Here is a 19710-nt window from a genome sequence, read left to right on the forward strand (position 1 = left end):
TGCCTGCAGCAGGGCTCGACAGGCGCTATTGCCGCGCTCATCTGGGTGCAGGCTGGTGAAGGCCAGCCGAGACGCGTCATCGATGGCTACATGAACGAACTCCCAGCCGGCGCCAAAGGAGCCCTGCAGACGATCCCCCGTAACTCGGTGCCCTGGCCTCCAGAATCGGCCCAGCTTCTTGATGTCCAGGTGCAGGAGATCGCCGGCGTTGGGATATTCGTAGCGAACCACTGCAGGGGCAGGCTCCAGCTCGGCCAACCGATGAAAGCCCGCTTGTTTGAGACGGCGCGCAACGGTACTGACGGCCACGCCGAGTGCCAGCGCGATCTGTCGGTAGGTATGGCGAGATTGGCGTAGTTGAATCAGTTGTGCGATGAGGTCGATTGCCGTCTCATGAGGGCATGAATGCGGACGTGACGAGCGATCCATCAGGCCGGCCTCGCCCTCCTCACGAAAGCGCCTGAGCCATTTGTAGGCGGTGCGGACACTGACTCCTGCGGCTTGTGCTGCATCTTCGACACGTAATCCATCGAGCATGCGCTGCACGAGAAGGGCTCGACCTCGAGGGGTAAGACGGGCATGTTTATGCAAGTTCATCCGGGGCTCCTGGAAGGCTGTGTTGGTCGCGCTTCCAGAATTCCGGGAACGCCCCGGATGAACAACCTACTGAGAGATCACAGCTAGTGGGGCACAGTACCTGTTGGCGCGGGCGGGGACGCCTAGCCCCGCCCGCGTTTCTCGCGCGCGCATGGCGCGCTCCCATAGTGGATAAGGGAACGGCCGCTTCTACCTCGTAGTTGCCGCTTCATGGCATGCAGACCTTGAACAGGCTCTCAGGTTTGACACGCTGTGCAGTTGCATAAAAGTGGCTCGGGGGCCGCGCTCAGAGGATGGTCGGGTTGGGCGCGTCGCCATAGACAGCCTGGGGATCGAAGGTTTTCTCGGCCTCAGCATAGCCAATGCGCCCAGTCTGTAGCTCGACGGTGCGGTAGAAGCAACTGCGATAGCCAACGTGACAGCTGGCCGGAGCACTGTTGTGCCCGGCAGACAGCACGACACGCAACCAGACTGCGTCCTGGTCATCGTCAATGCGCATTTCTTCGACTTTCTGCACCAGGCCGCTGGTAGCGCCCTTGTGCCATAGCATCTGGCGTGAGCGGCTCCAGTAATGGGCCTCGCCGGTCTGGATAGTCTTTTCCAGCGCCTCGCGGTTCATGTAACCCAGCATCAGTACCTCACCGCTGACAGCATCGGTGGTAACGCAGGCGATCATGCCGTCGGCATCGAACTTGGGGGCCAGGTCATGGCCCTCTTCCACCTGTTCGATGGACGTGCGCGCTGCAAACAGGGACGTTTCAGGGGCTTTTTGCGATGTGTTGTTCATCAAGAAAATCTCGGTTATTCAACGACGCCGATCGGCGTCCAGAAAGCGCAGCATCTGGCCTTGGGGAGCGCCCTGCAGTTGTTCGTCGCGGACCACCAGCCGGCCATTGACCAGCGTGTGGATAGGCCATCCTTTCACCTGCATGCCGTCGTAGGGCGTCCAACCACTGCGGCTGGCGATCCAGCTGTTGTGGATCGTGCGCTGCGCCTGCAGATCGACCAGCGTCAGATCGGCATCGAAGCCCAGCGCGATGCGGCCCTTGCCTTCCAGGCCGAAGATCCGTGCCGGACCGGCACTGGTCAGATCGACCAAACGCGCCAGACTCAGTCGTCCGGCGTTGCAGTGGTCGAGCAACAACGGCAACAGGGTTTGCACCCCCGTCATGCCGCTGGGCGAATGCGGGTAGGGTTTGGCTTTCTCTTGCAACGTGTGCGGGGCGTGGTCGCTGCCCACCACGTCCACCACGCCGTCGCGAATGGCTCGCCACAATGCCTCCTGGTGTCTCCTGTCACGCACAGGCGGGTTCATTTGCGCCAGGCTACCCAGGCGCTCGTAGCAATCCGGGGCCATCAGGCTCAGGTGGTGCGGGGTGATTTCCACCGTGACCCGGCGCTTGTGGCGGGCGAGAAAGGTCATTTCCTCGGTGGTGGAGACGTGCAATACATGCAGGCGGCGATCAACCTCGGCGGCCAGCCGCACGATGCGCTCGGTGGCCATCAGCGCGCTGGTTTCATCGCGCCACAGCGGATGCTGTCGAACGTCACCACTGGCCTCGACCAACGCCTTGCGCGCTCGCAGCCGGGCTTCATCCTCGGCATGCACCGCCATGCGCCGGCGTCCATGCTTGAGGATGCGCCGTAACACGCTTTCATCGTCGGCCAGCAGGTCGCCGAACGAACTGCCCATGAACACCTTGACCCCAGCACAGCCAGGCAGGTTTTCAAGGTCCGCGAGCTGCTCGGCATTGCTCCCCGAGCCACCGATATAGAAGGCGTAGTTGCACCATGCACGCTGCGCGGCCGCATCGAGCTTGGTCTGCAGGTCAGCCTGCCAGAGCGTCAGCGGGTTGGTGTTAGGCATCTCGAACACGCCCGTGACACCACCCAGCACTGCGCCACGGGTGCCGGCTTCCAGGTCTTCCTTGTGGGTCAGGCCCGGCTCGCGAAAATGCACCTGACTGTCGATCACGCCCGGCAGTACATGCAGACCACGAACATCGACTTCGTTCTCGGCGCTCCACGTGTCACGCAAGTCGCCCAGGGCAACGATGAGCCCATCGCGGCAGGCCAGATCGATGCGCTCGGCGCCATTGGGCGTCATCACCGTGCCGCCGTGCAGCAGGACGTCGGCGTGGCGCTCGCTCATGGGTTTACCTCGAGCAACGGCTGCTGGGTTGCCAGGCCCCGCAGACGCTTATCGCGAACACGCTGCTCTGCCTGTCGGTCAGCGAAGTCAGGGGCCTGCGCTTGCTCCAGCAGAAAATGCCGGGCCTGCGCCAGGCTCATCACGCCCAGGTCGGCGCCGTCGCGGGTGCGCACTGCGACCTGTCCGGCAGCCGCCTCCTTGGCCCCAACCACCAGCAGGAACGGCACGCGCTGCAACGTCTGCTCGCGGATCTTGTAGCCGATCTTTTCGTTGCGCAGATCGTGCTCGGCGCGCAGCCCTGCATCACTCAGCCACTGCGCCACATCTCGGGCGTAATCGGCGTGGGCATCGGTGATCGGCAAGAGCACCGCTTGCACCGGCGCCAGCCACACTGGCAACTTGCCGGTGTAATGTTCGATGAGAATACCGGTGAAGCGCTCCAGCGAACCGAATAACGCTCGGTGCAACATGACCGGACGCTGACGCTGGCCCTCTTCGTCGACGTAATCGATGCCAAAACGCTCAGGCAGGTTCATGTCCACCTGCAGGGTGCCGCACTGCCAGTCACGGCCGATGGCGTCACGCAACACGAACTCCAGTTTGGGCCCGTAGAAGGCGCCCTCCCCCGGATTGATCTGATACGGCAGGTTCATCGCTTCGAGCGCCTGTACCAGCGCGCCTTCGAGGGTGTCCCAGGTGGCCTCGCTGCCCATGCGGTTGGCCGGACGGGTGGACAGTTTGATGCGCACATCGTCGAAGCCGAACTGGCGATAGATGTCCAGGGTCAGCGCCACCACCTCGCGGCACTCGGCATCCATCTGTGCAGGGGTGCAGTAGATGTGCGCGTCATCCTGGGTGAAATGGCGTACGCGCAGCAGGCCGTGCAGCGAGCCGGATGGCTCGTAACGGTGCACCTTGCCGAACTCGCCCATACGAATCGGCAGGTCACGATAACTCTTCAGGCCATGACGATAGAGCAACACGCTGCCGGGGCAATTCATTGGCTTGAGCGCCAGGGCGCGGCCATCCTCGGTTTCGGTGGTAAACATATGATCGCGGTAGTTCTGCCAATGGCCGGAAATCTGCCACAGGCTGCGATCCATCACGTCCGGTGTGTTGACCTCGATATAACCCGCGCCGTCGTGACGGCGACGCATGTAGCTGATCAAAGCCTGGAATACCGTCCAGCCGCGCGGATGCCAGAACACCGCGCCAGGAGCGTCTTCCTGAAAATGGAACAGATCCAGTTCGCGGCCCAGCTTGCGATGGTCACGCTTCTCGGCTTCCTCCAGGCGTGTAAGGTAGGCCTGTAAGCCCTTCTTATCCGCCCAGGCGGTGCCGTAGATGCGCTGCAACTGTTCGTTCTGCGCATCACCGCGCCAATAGGCACCGGACAGTTTGGTCAGTTTGAAGTGCTTGAGAAACCGCGTGTTGGGCACATGGGGGCCACGGCACATGTCCACGTACTCTTCGTGGAAGTACAGACCCATGGCCGACTCTTCAGGCATGTCCTCGATCAGCCGCAGCTTGTAGTCTTCTGCGCGTGCCGTGAACAGTGCAATGACCTCGTCACGCGGCGTCATGCGCTTGGTCACGTCGTAGTCGCGGGCGATCAACGCCTCCATGCGCTGCTCGATGGCGCTCAGGTCATCGGGGGTGAAGGGGCGCTCATAGGCGATGTCGTAATAGAAACCGTCGTTGATCACCGGGCCGATGACCATCTTCGCTGTAGGGTACAGTTGCTTGACCGCGTGGCCGATCAGGTGCGCGCAGGAGTGGCGGATGATTTCCAGGCCCTCGTCGTCACGCGGGGTGATGATCTGCAGTGTCGCGTCTCTCTCGATCCGCTCGCAGGCATCCACCAGAACGCCATTCACCCGGCCTGCCAGGGTGTTCCTGGCCAGGCCCTGACCGATGCTTGCCGCCACCTCCGCCACGCTCGGCGCTTGCTCATAGCGGCGCTGCGAGCCGTCGGGCAGCGTGATGCTTACAGGTTTTTCGCTCATTTCTAGAACTCGTTCTGAATGCTTTTGTAGCCCAATACCAACTCGTTGTTGGTACGGGCCACGTCTTCGGAAAACTCACTGGCGGCGGCGGGCACCTGAGGCAAGGTGCTCAAGTCGGTCTCGGCGCCGATGCGCTCGGTGGAACGCACATAGAAACCTGCCGGCAGGTGAACGCCGTCGACCACTGCGTTGTGGCGTACCACGCAGCGGTCTTCCACGACGCAGTTGAACAGCACGCTGTTGAAGCCGATGAATACCGCGTTACCCACGGCACAGGGGCCATGAACGATAGCGCGGTGAGCGATGGAAGTGTTTTGGCCAATGCTGACCCGAGCACCGGACTTGGAATGAATGACCACGCCATCCTGAATATTGGAGTGGGCACCGATGACGATGGGATCGATATGACCATTGGCGTCCATCTCGTCGGCACGGATCACCGCGTAAGGGCCAATGAATACATTCTCTTCGACGATCACCAGGCCACAGAGGATGGCCGTCGGGTCAACGAAGGCACTGGGGTGGATTTGCGGCAGATCACCACGCGGATTTTTGCGAATCATCTGTTTTTCTCAAGCAGGTGGGGTCACGGTATTGGAGACGTGCGCGCGCTGCCGGCGTTGGGCTAGCAACACGCGGCTGAGTGCCGTCAGGTGGGGAAACTCGACCAGCATGCCGATCACCAGGGCGGCGTAGATCAGCGGCTGGCCTGGCAGTGCCGCCATGGTCACGGCGAGCATCAGCGGTGCATTGCGCGCAGCGGTGGTCATGCTCAACAACGCGTGTTCGGGATAGTCGAAACCCAACAGGCGGCTGAGGCCCTCGCCGAGCAGAAAGGTCAACACGAAGAAGATGAATACCGCCAGCAGTACCCAGGCGAACACACGGCGGTGCTCGAGGATCACCGCGATGTGGCCGGCGAAGATTTCCAGCACCAGCAGGCCGATCAGCCAGGGCACCAACTGATCGACCAGGGCCAGCAAAACCTCGAAGCGCTCGCCCCCCAGCAGCCAGCGCAACCCCTGATGGGCAAGGATGGCCAGCAGCAAGGGCTGCAGGAACCACTGCAATAAGGTGCTGCCCAGGGTGCCCGCCTCCACCGCCACGGTTTGCCCGGCGAACAGCTGCAGGTAAAGCGGGTAAAGCAGCAGTTGCACCAGCATGTTCAGCGGAATCAGCGCCGTGCCCAGGGCGACATTGCCTTTGGCCAACCGGGTGAAGCCGAGAACCCAGTCGGTGCAGGGCGACATGAAGTAGATCACCAGGCCAACCATGAACAGCGGGTGGTGGCCGAGCAGCAGCCAGGCCACGGCATAGCCGATCAGCGGAATCAGCACGAAGTTGGCCAGCAGCGCCACGACGAAGAAGCGCAGATTGCTCGCTGCCTGCAGCAGCGCACCGAAACGCACGCCAAAGAACAGCAACGCCACGAGGCTCAGCAACGTGGGGTCGACCCAGTCGCCCAGGCGCTCGCCGGTGTACGGCGCGAAGTGCCCCAGGGCAGCGCCGAGGGCGATGGCCGCCAGCAGGATGAGCGAGGTAAAGGAGGCGCCGGGCGCCTTGAGACTCAGCATTGGCAGCCCTCGCAACATTCAGCGTTGCCGGACGGCCGCCAACTGCCCTGCTTCTCTCTGGCATGTTCGAGGCCCAGGGGCGCGGAAATCCCCTCGGCGATCAGCGCGAAGCGCTGGCGGAACCCGTAGCTGAAGCAGTAGATGAGCGGCTCATGGCGCACCTGCAGGCCGACCACGACATTCACACTACGCATATACCCCTCCCTGATGGTCGACCGGCGGCGCCGGGTTGGCCCGCCGCTCGCCGCGCTGCAGGCGTTGCAGCAGCTGCGGATCGCTCCAGGCGGCGCGAATGGCTGGGGAAAATTCGATGCAGTCCAGCTCGATCAGGCCCATCCGCGGGTTGTCTGCATCCTCGCGGAAACACTGGGCATAGCCGGTTTCCGTTTCATGCACGATCACCGAGTGCAGGCACACGTCCTGCTCACCGTTGACCATGTCGGTCAGCTGCAGAGCGCTGTCGACCAGGCGAAATAACAGCCGGGAGAACTGCTCGGCGCTGGGCGATACCGGTAGCAGCACCCAACGCGCCGAGTGCCGGCGCATGCTCTGCAGGTAATCCGGATCATCGCCGGACCATAGCGCCACAGCGTGGTCGAACGCGTCGATCAGCTCGCGGATGTCGCCCTTGAGCAGCCCGAAGTCGTAGACCATCTGCCCCTGATCCAGGACGTGAGCCTCGAGCAGTAGTTCGACCTTGTAGGAATGACCGTGGATGGAGAACGCGCAGCGCTCGCTGCTGCAGCCGCGCACGACGTGCGCGTTCTCGAACTTGAACAGCTTGCGAATCAGCATTGGTCCTCTCGTTTGCAGGTACAGGGCACCGGGTCGTAACCGCCCGGGTGCCAGGGATGGCAGCGCCCCAGCCGGCGTAGCGCCAGCCAGCTGCCGCGCAATGCGCCGTGGCAGCGCAGGGCATCGATGGCGTACTGCGAGCAGGTAGGGTGAAAACGGCAGCGCGGGCCTATCAGCGGGCTGATGAACAGCTGATAACCGCGCACCAGGCCGATTAGCAGCTTCAGCGTCAGGCGCTTCATGCCGGCTCCGCCGCGCGTAGTTGCGGCCCCGTGGCGCGGTCTTCGACCTGAAAGCCCAGTTGCGCCAACTCGGCACGCAGGGCGTCGGCACGAGCAAAGTCCCGCGCCTGACGCGCCCGCTCACGTGCCGCCAGCAGCGCTTCGGCCTGCTGACGTTCGGCCCCCTGGGCCGCTAGCTGCTGTTTCAGGGCGGGCTGCGACACAGGTTGCTGCAGCAGCCCGAGCAAGGCGCCGGAGGCCAGCAGCTGCGCCTTGGCCTGACGCCGCGCCGCCGGCTCGCGGGCGGCATCGAGCTGTCGGGCTAGCACCTGCAAGCGTGCGAGTGCCGCGGATACGTTGAGATCGTTGCGCAGGGCCTGCAGCACCTCGTCGTCGACACCTGTATCGGCGTCGGCCTCGACATCGGCGGCTCGCGCCAGGCTAGCCTGCAACCGCGCCAGCGTCTGCTGCGCGGCCTGCAGGCGCATCTCGTTCCAGTCCAGCGGCCGGCGGTAATGAGTGGCCAGCAACGCCAGGCGGATGGCCTCGCCCGACGACTGCTGCAGCAGGTCGCGCACCAGCAGCACATTGCCCAGGGACTTGGACATTTTCTGCCCGTCGACGGTGACGAAGCTGTTATGCACCCAGGTGCGGCAGTACAGCCCGCCATGAGCACAGGTGCCCTGGGCGATCTCGTTTTCGTGGTGCGGGAAGATCAGGTCCTGCCCGCCGCCGTGGATGTCGATGGTGTGGCCCAGGTGCTGGCCGATCATCGCCGTACACTCCACGTGCCAGCCTGGCCGGCCGCGGCCCCAGGGGCTGTCCCAACCGGGCTGCGATGCGTCCGAGGGTTTCCAAAGCACGAAATCCAGCGCGTCACGCTTGTACGGCGCCACTTCGACCCTCGCACCGGCGAGCATGTCTTCGACGCGGCGGCCGGAAAGATGCCCGTACTCGGGATAGGACGCCACCTCGAACAGCACATGGCCCTCGGCGACATAGGCATGGCCGCGCTCGATCAGGGTCTGCACCAGGGCGATGATGTCGCCGATATGTGCGGTGACCCGAGGCTCGATGTCCGGCGCCAGAACTCCGAGGGCCTGCATGTCCTCGTGATAGGCGTCGATGTACCGGGCCGTGATGCTGCCGATCGGCACGCCGGCGGCCGCGGCGGCGGCGTTGATCTTGTCGTCGACGTCGGTGAAGTTGCGCGCGTACAGCAGCTCGCGGTAATCGTGGCGCAACAGCCGCGCCAGCACGTCGAAAACCACCGCCGGACGGGCGTTGCCGATATGCGCGTAGTTGTAAACCGTCGGCCCGCAGACATACAGGGTGACGCGATCCGGGCGTTCGGTCTGCAGCGGCTCCTTGCGCCGGCTCAGGGTGTTGTGCAGCAGGATCTGGCTCATGCGCTCTGTTCCTCGATCGGGGCCACGGCGCCGCGCAGGGCCAGGAGGATACCCTCGACCACCTCGCGCTCCACCCCACGGGTGATGAACACCAGTCGCGTGCGACGGTCCGCGCTCGGCCAAGCCGGCAACCACACTGGCGGATGAAAGATGTGCTGCACGCTATGCAGCACCACTGGGCGCTCGCGGCCCTGGATGTTGACGATGCCCTTGACCCGCAGAATGTGGCTGCCGGCCACGCTCATCAGCAGTTCCAGCCAGTCGCTCAGCTCGCTGTCGGCCAACGGTTCGTCGAGGCTCAGGCAAAAGCTGCGAATATCACCGTCATGCCGGTTGGCGGGTGGCAGGCGCAGTGACGTCCCCAGGTGCCGCGGTACAACCGGTTGTTTCAGAGGACGGTAAGCCGGCTCGTTGAGCCAGCGCTCGACATCGGCACCTTCACCCCGGCTGGAAAACAACCCCAGGTCAAGCAGCCGCTCAGCCTCGACCACGCCCTGAGGCGCCGGCCAGCGCGGCGCTGCCGGATTGAGCTGCTGTAACCGGGCCAACACGACTTCGCCTTCACCAGCACTGACCAGATCGCCCTTGGTCAGCAGCAATACATCGGCCACCGCCACTTGCTTGAGCGCCTCCGGCTGACTGGCCAGGGTCACTGCGCCAGCGGCCAGATCGACCGTGACGACGATGCCGTCGAGGCGATAGCGCGATGCCACCTGGGTGTGGGTCATCAGGGTGTGAATGATCGGCGCCGGATCGGCCAAGCCGGTGGTTTCGATCAGCACACGGCGCAGCGGCCGCCGTTCGCCCGTCGCCAGTTCGCGGCCGACCTCCGCCAGGGTTTGCACCAGATCGCCACGGATGGTGCAGCACAGGCAGCCACTGCTCAGCTCCATGAGCAGGTCTTCGCGGCTGTGCTTGACCAGCAGGTGATCCAGTGCGATTTCGCCGTACTCGTTGATGATCACCAGGGTGTCGGCCAGCGCCGGCTGGCGCAGCAGATGGTTGAGCACGGTGGTCTTGCCGCTGCCGAGAAACCCGCTCAACAGGGTCACTGGGATCAGCGGTGCCGTGGCACTCATGCCGGCGGCACCAGGGGCCCGGCCCAGGCCGAGGCGTCATGCGGGTGCAAGCTTTCCAGGTGGCGCACATGCACGCGGGGGCCGGAGTAGTGGCCGGCCAGGGCGTGCTGGATGCGCCGCGCGGCGTCTTCGACGAACATCAAATTACTGCCATTGAGGGCAGCGAAGGCCTGCTCGTCGGCCCGTTTGACCGCCGTCTGTACCGGCGTGCCGAGGGCCTGTTCGATACGCTCGACCAATGCCAGCAACTGCAGTTCATCAGCTTCGCCCAATTGCACCCGCACCTGGGCGACACTGCGCTGGCTGTGCGGTGTGGCCAGGGTGGCGTGCTCACGCAGCCAGGCGGCCACGTCTTCAACGGAGAGCCCCTGCTGCCCGACGAACGCTTCGGCGAAGGCGTGTTCCACCAGTTGCCGTGACAGCGCCGCGGAGCACGGGCAGGTCGATGAGTAGGTGACGCCAACTTGCGCCTGCAGGCTGAAGGTGCCGGCGATCAGCGTGGCTTCCAGGCTCACCGGGTAGGCTTTCCAGCCGGCCAGGTGTTCGCTGACCAACGCCGGACGCCGGGTCAGTAGGTCGAAGTCCAGCGACAACCGGGCATTGCCGCTGGCGCAGTCCTGGTGGCTGTCGGCCATCGCCTGCAGCAACTGGTGCAGGCCCGCCGGCGACAGCGCCTGGCCCTCGCCCAGACTATCGACCAGTCGGTACAGCCGCGACATGTGGATGCCCTTCACATGGGCCGCCGGCAGGTCGACCTGAACGTCGGCGCGGGCATGCAGGGTCGGCGGGCAACCCCTTTCAGCCAAGGTCACCGGCAGGTCGATGCCCTGCATGCCGACCCACTCCAACTGACCCAGCTGGGCGGCGCGCTCGGCACGTGATACATCGGGCAGTACAGCATTCATTGCGGGGTCCTTGTGGGTTTGATCGTAAAGGTCGTCAAGTACGCCGCGCCGCCTTGAGCGCGGTGAACACGGATTTCTGGTTGCTGGCTGCTGGCATACGGCAGCCTCGCTGAATACCTGGATACGTTATAACATAACAAGTAAATAGTCAGCGTAAAGCTTCTCTTCGTCTACTTTCGGGCACGCTGGTCAACGCTCCGTGCCGATGGTGAGGCTCAGTCCGCAGCCTTAGCGATCGCCAGAGCGCGTGCTCCTAACCCGCAGAACGGACAGTTATAGCCGCGACAGAAGGTGGAGACGTTCGCCGCACCCAAGTAGCCGCCTCAAAGGTGATCTGCTCACTTGTGCTGGAACAACAGCGTCCTGGCCAGCGGCATGCGTTGACTACGTAAATAACAGAGCCGACACCCAGATCACCTGCTTGAGCGCCTCTCGTTGGATGGCCTGGCCCACTCCCAGCTGCCTGCCAGGGCGTTCACCGACGGCGGGTTGGCAAGCCCCTCGCGCCGCTACGTACTAACGCACAAGCGTCGCCCTTGAATCGATTAGAGTACGCGCAGGTTTACCATGCTTGAAACCTATATACGTCGCACACATGATCAAGGGTGTCTGTCATGGCTAAAGAAGCTTTATTCAACCTGAAGCTGGAGCCTGAACTGCGTGACGAATTCATGGCTGCTGCACAAGCCGCACACCTCCCGGCTTCTCAGGTAATGCGCGATTACAGTCGCCAGCAGCAGCAAGCCAAAGCGCATGATGAATTCGTTCAGCGCAAGGTGGCTGTTGCCAGAGCTTCTGTCGAGGCTGGCCATGGCCGATCCAATGAAGATGTAGAAGCTGCGTTCTCTGCACGGCGCGCTAAAGCTTTGGGTCACAAATGAAGATTATCTGGACGCCCGAAGCTGAGTAGGGTCGTGTGGATATATGGGACTACGTCGACGGATAACCCGCCAGCAGCCGTACGCATGGATAAGCTATTCAGTACTGCAGCAGCATCCCGGAGAGACTTTCCTGACCAGGGCATGCGGCAGATCGCCGGCACCCGCGAATTAACTCCTAACAAAACCTACCGGCTCATCTATCAGGCTGAAAATGATGCGGTCTGGATTCTCACCCTAGTGCATGGCGCCAGGATGTGGCCCCCGCACCAGGGCTGAGCAGCAGGCCGGTGCGCCTTTCGACAGCCGGCGATCCTAAAAAGCAAAAGCCCCCAGACTCTAGTAGTTTCAGGGGCTTAGGCTTGAGATATGGCGGGAAGATAGGGACTTTCCGATTTAGAGCAAAAAACCCAATAAAATCAATAGATACAGTCAGTTACAGAACCGTTTGCTACAAATTTCTGCTACAAAATCACCAGAAAAACACCTACGATCCAAGCATTCTTGGCTCTGAGGTAGCGGCAATGGCAAGCGATAATCTAGTTCTACGTTCGGGCACATGGCATGCCCGTCTCAGTATCCCGGCAGATGCTCGCCCTACCCTCAATCGACGCGAGTTCACCGCTTCGCTAAAGACCGGATCTAAAACCAAAGCCCAGCGGCTCAAAATCTCCTACCTACAGCAATGGCAATCCTTGATTGACCAAGCCCGTGGAAAATTGAAGATCGATCCAGAAGATGCCCGGATTTTGGCTAGGAAAAACTCAGAGCACGCTAAGACCTTTCTTGCCGAGTCGGCCCAAGCAGCGATTGCCGATACGCCAATGAGTGGCGAAATCTTTGACAGCATGACGGAGTTTCTAACCTTGGGGCCGGAGAACTCTGCAGAGGAATGGGAGCAGATAGTTAGGCATTTCAGGGTAGGAGGGCCGGAACCAGATCCGTTACAGCTCCACCGTGATATTCAAAGCCTTATGCAAGACAATATGGAGCGGCAAGTAACAGCATTGGTATTGGAGGAAGTGGACAAGGCAGAAATTAAGCAGATCCTCAAAGACCCGAGCCACTACCGGGCGAAGTCCCCTATCACAACAGCCAGAATCAACGCATTCAAGACTCATCAAGAACAGGTCAAGGGAATTGTCCAGAAGACGGTAGATACGCAGGTTGCTCGCTTGCAGAGCCTAAAAAAATGGCTTGAAGACAACCGCCACGACCTAACCCACGAAAGCATTACGGCCTATATGGATACGCTTCAGGTCAGTGAAAAGACCAAAAAACAGTTTTTGTTTGCAGGTTCCAGCTTTTGGAAATGGGCCAACCGATACGATGAATTTTTCAAGAAATTGCATCGTGATCAAGTTTCTCCGTTCCAGAATCATGACTTTCCAACGAACCGAAGCAAAAAAGCTAACGCCTCTACGGAACGCAAAGCATTTGCCGTTGATGATGTAGTGAAGCTCTACGAGGCTGCCAAAAAACAGAAAAACCGGGAAACCCTCGCAGATCTCATTTTGCTAGGTGCATACACCGGGGCACGCATCGAAGAACTATGCCGTTTGAAAACGAGCGATATCCTCCAAGAGGAAGGCATTCAGTGCTTTTCAATCAAAGATGCGAAAACCGCAGCCGGTGATCGATCTATTCCCGTTCATCCAAAACTGCTACATGTAGTAGAGCGTTTGGTTAAACAGTCCGAAGACGGATATCTAATAAAATCCACCTCGGGCAATAAATATGGCAACAGATCAGATGCCCTCAGCAAACAATTTGGACGATTAAAAACCGATCTCGGCTATAACGCTCAATTTGTTTTCCATAGCTTCCGCAAAACTGTCATCACGCAATTACAACGCTCAGATGTGCCCGGAATTTTGATTGCCGCGATTGTTGGACACGAAACCGGAACCATTACGTTTGACGTGTATAGTGCAGGGCCAAGCCCGAAGCAAAAAAACACAGCAATCTCCAAACTCAAATACAACATAAAACTTTATACTTAGATAACTCACACATTGAGAATATTCTTACTTTCCAGCAACCCCACATCAGAACATGTAACAACCATATCCTTAAAACTTCAAAATCTGCTCATATTCGAGCATTTAGTATTGGTTTGGTGCTTTGGTAGCAAAAACTAAAAACACTCATTAAATGGCTTGTTTTCGATTGATAAATGTATGAATGGATTTTCACCCGAAAAGAGCAGAAGCCAGATTTATTTACAACTCATAAAAATGGCCTTTAAGAAGGGTCTTTTTATCTCTGCCTACTAATATACGAATAAAAATAATCGCTCAAATTTGACCCATTTCCATAAATGCACACAAAAAGTGCATATCGTTTTTTATATGCTTTTATACCAATTTTTTGATATTTTTAATTTTCCGAACCTCAAATTTTGGCTTATAAACAGCAAAAAACTCTGTCAATAGATAAATGAAAATATTTTTACCGTTCGATGAAAAAGCCTAAATAGCGTCCAACCTTAATTTTCTTTTCCCGCTCTTATAAAGCGAAGCGACCATCAGCCTAACCGAGCAGTTGCTCGGTTATTCTTTTTCTTGTCGGTAATAAGATATCTCCTCGCATTACAACACTTTACTGCTTTGGCGATTTTATATCCTCACCCACGCTATAACCACATACTGAAGCACACGTATTACACAAGCACCAAAAAACCCAAACCCTTTACATACTTGAAAACCATTTTAATCATGGTTCAATATATACATATAGCTCAGCTTTTAAACTGGCCCCTTAAACATACCTGCTATATTAACCATCCCACTTTTGCTACGCAAAAGATGTGACGGTTAATGCAGGTGCCTAGTCGGCAGGACAGAAGCAAAAGCTAGAGCAAGGATAAACCCATAACTGAGGATGACATGAATGACATAAAATTGCAGAGAATCACACTGACCAAAAGAGATAGAAACTATTCAAATTTGAAGGGACTAGATAGCTCGTTAAGGCACTCGCTTAGGCTGGAACAAAACGAGTATGACGAGTTTGAATTTAACCCTAATCCACCACATCCAAACATTGCCATTGTTGATGGTGTGGAGCAGGTGCTAACGAGAGATCTGGCAGAGCAATTACTGGCCAATTTCAATGACCAATTACAAACCAAAATAATCGAAACGGAAGCATCCGAAGAGATAGCAACCGAAAAAGAGAAACTGAGAAAATTAAGATCCAAGCTCAACAAATTCATCAACGCAACTGATGAAACAGAGGTAAAGGAATACGTTGTCTCAGTTATGGAAGGTGAAAAACCGCTGGTAGTGGAAGACTACGCCGCCCTATTGAATCACCACAAAATAAGCCGCATAGGCCAGCGTATAGACCTTTTAGAAAACTACGCGACCAAGAAGAGCGAGATTGATCAGAAAGCACCAAGCAGAGCAGTATCAAGGACGGTCAACAGAGTGAAAGAAATGATCCTTGTGATACCGGAGCCCAACAAGGTAGCCATATCCAGGGAGAAAACCGATCTCTTACAGAAGTCGTTGCACCAGTTCTATCAAAAACATTTCCCTGACAATAAGATTCTCTTTTCATTCAGTCACCTGGACGAATCAACTAATCACGTCCACGCCTTTCTGGATCTTCAAAATACAAAAACAGGGAAATATGACTTTTCAGCCCAAGAGTATGACTTTGCAGTGAAATACTACGCAAAGAACAAAGAACGCTTGGAAAGCATAACAAACCCACCGAAATTAGAAGACTTTAAACTTCCAAACCGCAGCGAAGAAAAGCAAAATCATAGATTTATCCGCGAACGTGAATCTTGGAAGTCAAAAGTAATGCAAGCGGCATTCTACGAACACTTCAACGGGCTAGCCGCAGTCTATGGCTTGCAGGCCAAGTTTTTACCAAAGACCAAGAAAAACAAAAAACACCTAAGTGAAGTTGAGCAAGAGGCAAAGAAGCCGAAAAGTGAGCGTAGCTATAACTATTACACAAAGCAAATTGAGAATCTTAAAGAAGATCTCAGGCTTCAAGAGTTAGAATCTAAAAAGCAGAAAATTGAAACCATCAATCTAAATGCAACCATTGTAGATCTTCAAAACACTGTAACGACGTACAAGGAAAATATTCAAATCTTGCAGCTAGAGGCTAGCAAGCAGAAAGAGCACAACATCAAACTTCATAGCCAAAGGCAAAAGCTTGATGGCGACATAACAGAAATGACAAGCAAGACCAATCAATTGAAGGAGAATTTTAACAAAACCAAGAGCGAAATGCTCAAAGAGCTAAAGCAAATATCCAAACAGATAGAAAAAGATACAGCAAAGAAAAAACACCTTGAAAGTGCAATTGTAAAGATTGAGGGAACACTTGAACCACTTGTCAAAAGATTTGACATTCTTGTGGATCGCATACTTCAAGCCAAAGATCAGGACGAGAATCCAGAAGAATTTTACAAGAGATTGAAAGAGAACACTTTTGACACTGCTAAAATGTTTGGGCCGGAAAAGCGTAAAGACTACTTATCTAACGTTAGGGAAAACTTAAAAGAGAAGGGACTAGATCCATCCCAGGTCAGGTTTGGAATTAAAGAAAATATAAAATTGTGGGCATCTGATACCTTCACCGAAAACCAGACATTGGAATTTACCAAAGAAGAAAAAGAAGAGTCGACTAAAGCAAGAAAGCGAAGACTTTTGAAGCCTAAACCGCCAAGCCCGTTTCAAGACCCTTACGACCCGCACCAATAAAAAGCCCCAATTAAGGGGCTTATTTTAAAATGTATTTTCAAATCTGAATTTACTAGCTTCAAGGTACTCTTCGACTTGATCAAAGGCGAACCAGTAACGCTCTAATCCCTCTGCCACTTTGCCAGTTGTGTTAGATCCAGCAAATGGATCAAGTACCACATCACCGGGATCGGTTAACAGCTTGATAAAAAACTCAGGCAATGCAGCCGGGAACCGTGCTGGGTGGATTTTGATTCCCGCTTCTTTGCATCGCTTTGTATACCCATCATTGGCAGAGTTGTTTCCAAATTTAAGCAGGTCAGACGGCGTATCATCGTCAATAATATTTGGAGGAATAGAGCCCCCAGCGTGAACCTTATCAAACGAATCACGGATAGCGTGGCCAGATGGCCTAGTTGTTGATTTAACACCACGCTTATTCAACCTGATCATATCATCGCTATAAGGACGCAATGCGTTGCGGTTGTTGGCTTTCGGCCACGGAGTTTTTGACAGCCACCAAACGTATTCAACGGAATCTTTGATCCTGATCCGTCGAACAGTCACCCACTCTGCTGGAACTGGCATTTTGGCCGGGTTGTACCAGAAGCACTCTTGAGCCAAGTAGAAGCCCACAGTCTCAACAAGTTCAATCAATAGCTTGTAATGATAAAGAGAGCGGGTTGGCTCGCCTTTGTTGTAGCTCCCGCCGATGTTTAATACAAAACTACCATTGTCGGTCAATATACGAGCTATCTCTTTAGCGAATGGAATAAACCACTCGTTATAGTCAGCCTTATCCTTATTCCCATAGGCCTTCTTAAAATGCAAGGCATAAGGCGGCGAGGTCATCACCAGATTGACCGATCCGGTTTTAATCTCTCTCAAATATTCCAAAGAATCACCTAAAAAAGCATTTCCTCTGGACGTGGAGTAGAAAGAGGTACGGTCGCCATTCGCAAAAATGTTAGGGATGGCCAACTCTTTGGCTGATTCAACTGAAAGCGTAAGTTGTTCTGTCATTCTGGCCGTGATCTAATAAATGATTTTCGAGGAAATGGCGAGCCAAATCCTACCACATCTACAAGGCTAGACTAATGGGTTGTCAATGTCAACCAATTTAGACGAATGGATCAATCAGGCAGACGCTGCACGGCTTCGGGGCGTAACCAGACAGGCCATAGGTCGCCTGATCAAGCGGGGACGTGTCCGCACCCTCGCGGTGGCCGGTTACATCCTTGTATCCCGTGAAGACGTGTTGAATTTCCAACCGGAGAAGGCTGGACGCCCTAAGGGTAGCAAAGGAGTAGTAAATGATTGAGTTGAGGCAGCGTCTCGCTGAACTAACCACAGACGAAAGGGACGAGATTTTCAAATTCCTACGAAGCGAAATAGCTATCCACCCGCTTGAGGAAGAATTTAACGCCCAGGCAGAGGTGATTCTGGAGGCTATATCCAGAGGCTCCGATCTAACCAAGCGAGGTATCCGGGGAATCATCGCAGAGGCCAGCTTTAAGGTTGAAGTATTGGAAAAGCTCCCCCAATGGCAGGACATTACGCCACCGGGCGATCTGCCTTTTGATTTCAAAATCGCCGATGCTATTGGCGAGATTGGCATTCAAGTAAAAATGCAACGAAAGAAAAACCAGCGACCTATGATGGCTAATGAAGGCTACCGAATCCTATCCGCTGATAAATATGTTGTAGAAACTCAAAAAACCCGAGGCGGCAACAAGGATGGAGCCAGCACCCGGCCTTATCGCTATGGCGAGTTTGAAATTCTAGCGGTATCAATGCACCCAGCAGCGAACGACTGGGCACAATTCCGCTATACCGTCGCTTCTTGGCTTTTGCCTGACCCAAAGGATTCGGCCTGCATTTTGAAGTTCCAGCCCGTTCCCCTTGAAAGGAATGAAGACTGGACTGATTCACTTGAAGAGTGTATCCAGTGGTATAGATCGGGCAGACAACACACAATTAGTCATTAAAAGAAAGCCCGCAATCAAGCGGGCTTTTTTCTTGCCATCAATTGACTTAATCAAATCAAGTGGTACTGTATAAAAAGATGAAGCCCAAATGCATCACACACTTGGGCTTCGGCGTTGATACTGATAGCAGCAGTCTCAACTTGTAATTAAAGTTATAACACATAAACTACCAAGTTCAAGACTTCCTGCCGAAAAATCTCATAACTATAATAAATTCAGTATTTACGCCTCCCATAGTTTTGGACAGGACACCCGATCCTATCATTGCGATTTTTGGACTATGGAAATCGAGGCCGTACAAAGGGGAACCCGGCAACGAAGGTGCCAGCCCGCAAGCCATCGAAAGATGTTGAACAGGGAGCCGGGACGCAGCAGATATATGCGTTAAGTGTTCAAAATTTAAGCGTCAGTATCAACGACTTAAATCCGAGAAAAGGGCTCGCTTCCCTTAATCGGTAAAGCTCTCCTCCGAAAGCTCATTTTTTATTGAGTTACTAGGAAGGAGCAGCTTTGCCGAGAAGAAAGGCGAAGCCGCTTCGCGGCAATGCTGAGAGTTAAGAGCAAAGCGAAAACCCCTTAGGGTTTTCAAGACACGCACACGCATACGCACACGTGAAGCCCTTCCATCCAACCTAACCAGCACTGCAAATGTTAAACCATGGGAATAGTTTAAATCCGGATCGCATATGCTTTTTCCACCAATGAAGAAATAAAAAAGCCACCGAAGTGGCCTTTTCATCACGCTAACTCCGATACCTTTTCTCCGAAATTTTCGTTTATATCTTCAAGCATGCTTCTACGCCCTGAATTTTCTTTACCATAATGTAGTGAAAAGACGATAGCGTTTAAGACACCAAAGGCTGCAGTCCCTAAAAAATATCCAATCCACGGATTCATTAAAAGACACGTACAAGCAACCCCAAGCAAACTAATGAGCCCCGATACCTTGGCGGGATTATAAACTTTCATCTCCCCATCTTGATAATATGTTTCATCATTGTAAAGCATAAATAAACCAATCAACGTCCCAGCACCAGGCATAATGCAAAACCAAAAGTCTTGGCCAGAAAGACTGCCCTTTTGACTGGTATAGCCTAGAGAACAAACTGGTGATCTAGGAGTTACTTGATACCCACAAGGCTTATCATCCTTAAAAGCCATCAATATTTTCTTTCCAACTGGAGCATCAAGGCTTTCATTAACCAATTCATATTTCTTGAACTCACCGTCACTATGCTCAAGAATAATTTCAAGCACTATGTCAGTATGTAACGTATTAGTTACAGTCGTATGCTTCCCTCGCGTACTGGCAGTCACTGATCCGCCTGTTTTAGAAATACTGCTCTTTTCCCTAACAATAACGGCTTCACATTTAAAGACAGATCTTTTATTCACAGCAT

General features: G+C 55.4%; 19 protein-coding genes. 5 read left to right on the forward strand and 14 right to left on the reverse strand.

Annotation, left to right across the window (positions count from 1 at the left end; translation table 11 throughout):
* The 12 genes from BVH03_RS24330 to folE2 form a co-directional block, all read right to left on the reverse strand.
* On the reverse strand, positions 1-597 hold a 597-nt coding region (locus tag BVH03_RS24330; RefSeq protein ID WP_143486070.1), incomplete at its 3' end, for a leucine zipper domain-containing protein.
* 286 nt (positions 598-883) lie between these two features.
* A complete protein-coding gene (gene hisI / locus BVH03_RS24335; protein ID WP_075963602.1) occupies positions 884-1384 on the reverse strand; it encodes a phosphoribosyl-AMP cyclohydrolase in 501 nt (166 codons plus the stop codon).
* Positions 1385-1402: 18 nt separating this feature from the next.
* Positions 1403-2749: a dihydroorotase gene (locus BVH03_RS24340; protein WP_075963603.1), complete on the reverse strand. Its 1347-nt coding sequence runs from the start codon at positions 2747-2749 to the stop codon at positions 1403-1405.
* Positions 2746-4755, reverse strand: coding sequence for a threonine--tRNA ligase (gene thrS, locus BVH03_RS24345; RefSeq protein ID WP_075963604.1), 2010 nt, complete (start codon positions 4753-4755; stop codon positions 2746-2748). Before thrS ends, BVH03_RS24340 begins: the two co-directional genes overlap by 4 nt.
* A 2-nt stretch (positions 4756-4757) precedes the next feature.
* The gene (locus tag BVH03_RS24350) at positions 4758-5318 is read right to left on the reverse strand and encodes a carbonate dehydratase (protein ID WP_075963605.1); all 561 of its coding nucleotides are present in this window, start codon (positions 5316-5318) and stop codon (positions 4758-4760) included.
* Between the two features lie 9 nt (positions 5319-5327).
* A complete protein-coding gene (locus BVH03_RS24355) occupies positions 5328-6329 on the reverse strand; it encodes an arsenic resistance protein (protein ID WP_075963606.1) in 1002 nt (333 codons plus the stop codon).
* Positions 6323-6523 (reverse strand): hypothetical protein, encoded by a 201-nt coding sequence (locus tag BVH03_RS24360; RefSeq protein ID WP_075963607.1) that lies wholly within the window; start codon positions 6521-6523, stop codon positions 6323-6325. Before BVH03_RS24360 ends, BVH03_RS24355 begins: the two co-directional genes overlap by 7 nt.
* A complete protein-coding gene (locus tag BVH03_RS24365) occupies positions 6516-7124 on the reverse strand; it encodes a 6-carboxytetrahydropterin synthase (protein ID WP_075963608.1) in 609 nt (202 codons plus the stop codon). The genes BVH03_RS24360 and BVH03_RS24365 overlap by 8 nt, the downstream gene beginning before the upstream one ends.
* Positions 7118-7366, reverse strand: coding sequence for a membrane protein insertion efficiency factor YidD (yidD, locus tag BVH03_RS24370; protein WP_075963609.1), 249 nt, complete (start codon positions 7364-7366; stop codon positions 7118-7120). The genes BVH03_RS24365 and yidD overlap by 7 nt, the downstream gene beginning before the upstream one ends.
* The gene (gene cysS, locus BVH03_RS24375; RefSeq protein ID WP_075963610.1) at positions 7363-8754 is read right to left on the reverse strand and encodes a cysteine--tRNA ligase; all 1392 of its coding nucleotides are present in this window, start codon (positions 8752-8754) and stop codon (positions 7363-7365) included. The genes yidD and cysS overlap by 4 nt, the downstream gene beginning before the upstream one ends.
* Positions 8751-9833 (reverse strand): GTP-binding protein, encoded by a 1083-nt coding sequence (locus BVH03_RS24380; protein ID WP_075963611.1) that lies wholly within the window; start codon positions 9831-9833, stop codon positions 8751-8753. The genes cysS and BVH03_RS24380 overlap by 4 nt, the downstream gene beginning before the upstream one ends.
* The gene (gene folE2 / locus BVH03_RS24385) at positions 9830-10738 is read right to left on the reverse strand and encodes a GTP cyclohydrolase FolE2 (RefSeq protein ID WP_075963612.1); all 909 of its coding nucleotides are present in this window, start codon (positions 10736-10738) and stop codon (positions 9830-9832) included. Before folE2 ends, BVH03_RS24380 begins: the two co-directional genes overlap by 4 nt.
* Positions 10739-11352: 614 nt before the next feature.
* Here folE2 and BVH03_RS24390 point away from each other — a divergent pair.
* The 4 genes from BVH03_RS24390 (at position 11353) to BVH03_RS24405 (ending at position 16343) form a co-directional block, all read left to right on the forward strand.
* Positions 11353-11619, forward strand: coding sequence for an antitoxin of toxin-antitoxin stability system (locus BVH03_RS24390; protein ID WP_075963613.1), 267 nt, complete (start codon positions 11353-11355; stop codon positions 11617-11619).
* A gap of 84 nt (positions 11620-11703) precedes the next feature.
* Entirely contained in the window at positions 11704-11895 is a 192-nt protein-coding gene (locus tag BVH03_RS24395; RefSeq protein ID WP_083640157.1) for a hypothetical protein, read from the forward strand.
* A gap of 245 nt (positions 11896-12140) precedes the next feature.
* Positions 12141-13619 (forward strand): site-specific integrase, encoded by a 1479-nt coding sequence (locus BVH03_RS24400; protein WP_075963614.1) that lies wholly within the window; start codon positions 12141-12143, stop codon positions 13617-13619.
* A gap of 885 nt (positions 13620-14504) precedes the next feature.
* The gene (locus BVH03_RS24405) at positions 14505-16343 is read left to right on the forward strand and encodes a hypothetical protein (RefSeq protein WP_075963615.1); all 1839 of its coding nucleotides are present in this window, start codon (positions 14505-14507) and stop codon (positions 16341-16343) included.
* A 24-nt stretch (positions 16344-16367) separates the two neighbouring features.
* Here BVH03_RS24405 and BVH03_RS24410 read toward each other — a convergent pair whose 3' ends face one another.
* The gene (locus BVH03_RS24410; protein WP_075963616.1) at positions 16368-17345 is read right to left on the reverse strand and encodes a site-specific DNA-methyltransferase; all 978 of its coding nucleotides are present in this window, start codon (positions 17343-17345) and stop codon (positions 16368-16370) included.
* 290 nt (positions 17346-17635) lie between these two features.
* Between BVH03_RS24410 and BVH03_RS24415 the strand changes: the two genes are divergently transcribed.
* Positions 17636-18310 (forward strand): hypothetical protein, encoded by a 675-nt coding sequence (locus BVH03_RS24415; RefSeq protein WP_075963617.1) that lies wholly within the window; start codon positions 17636-17638, stop codon positions 18308-18310.
* A gap of 738 nt (positions 18311-19048) precedes the next feature.
* On the opposite strand, the gene BVH03_RS26220 is transcribed toward BVH03_RS24415, so the two are convergent.
* The gene (locus tag BVH03_RS26220; RefSeq protein ID WP_143486063.1) at positions 19049-19705 is read right to left on the reverse strand and encodes a hypothetical protein; all 657 of its coding nucleotides are present in this window, start codon (positions 19703-19705) and stop codon (positions 19049-19051) included.
* Between the last annotated feature and the right edge of the window lie 5 nt (positions 19706-19710).

This window comes from Pseudomonas sp. PA15(2017) (assembly GCF_001945395.1).
In the GTDB taxonomy this organism is placed as follows: domain Bacteria; phylum Pseudomonadota; class Gammaproteobacteria; order Pseudomonadales; family Pseudomonadaceae; genus Aquipseudomonas.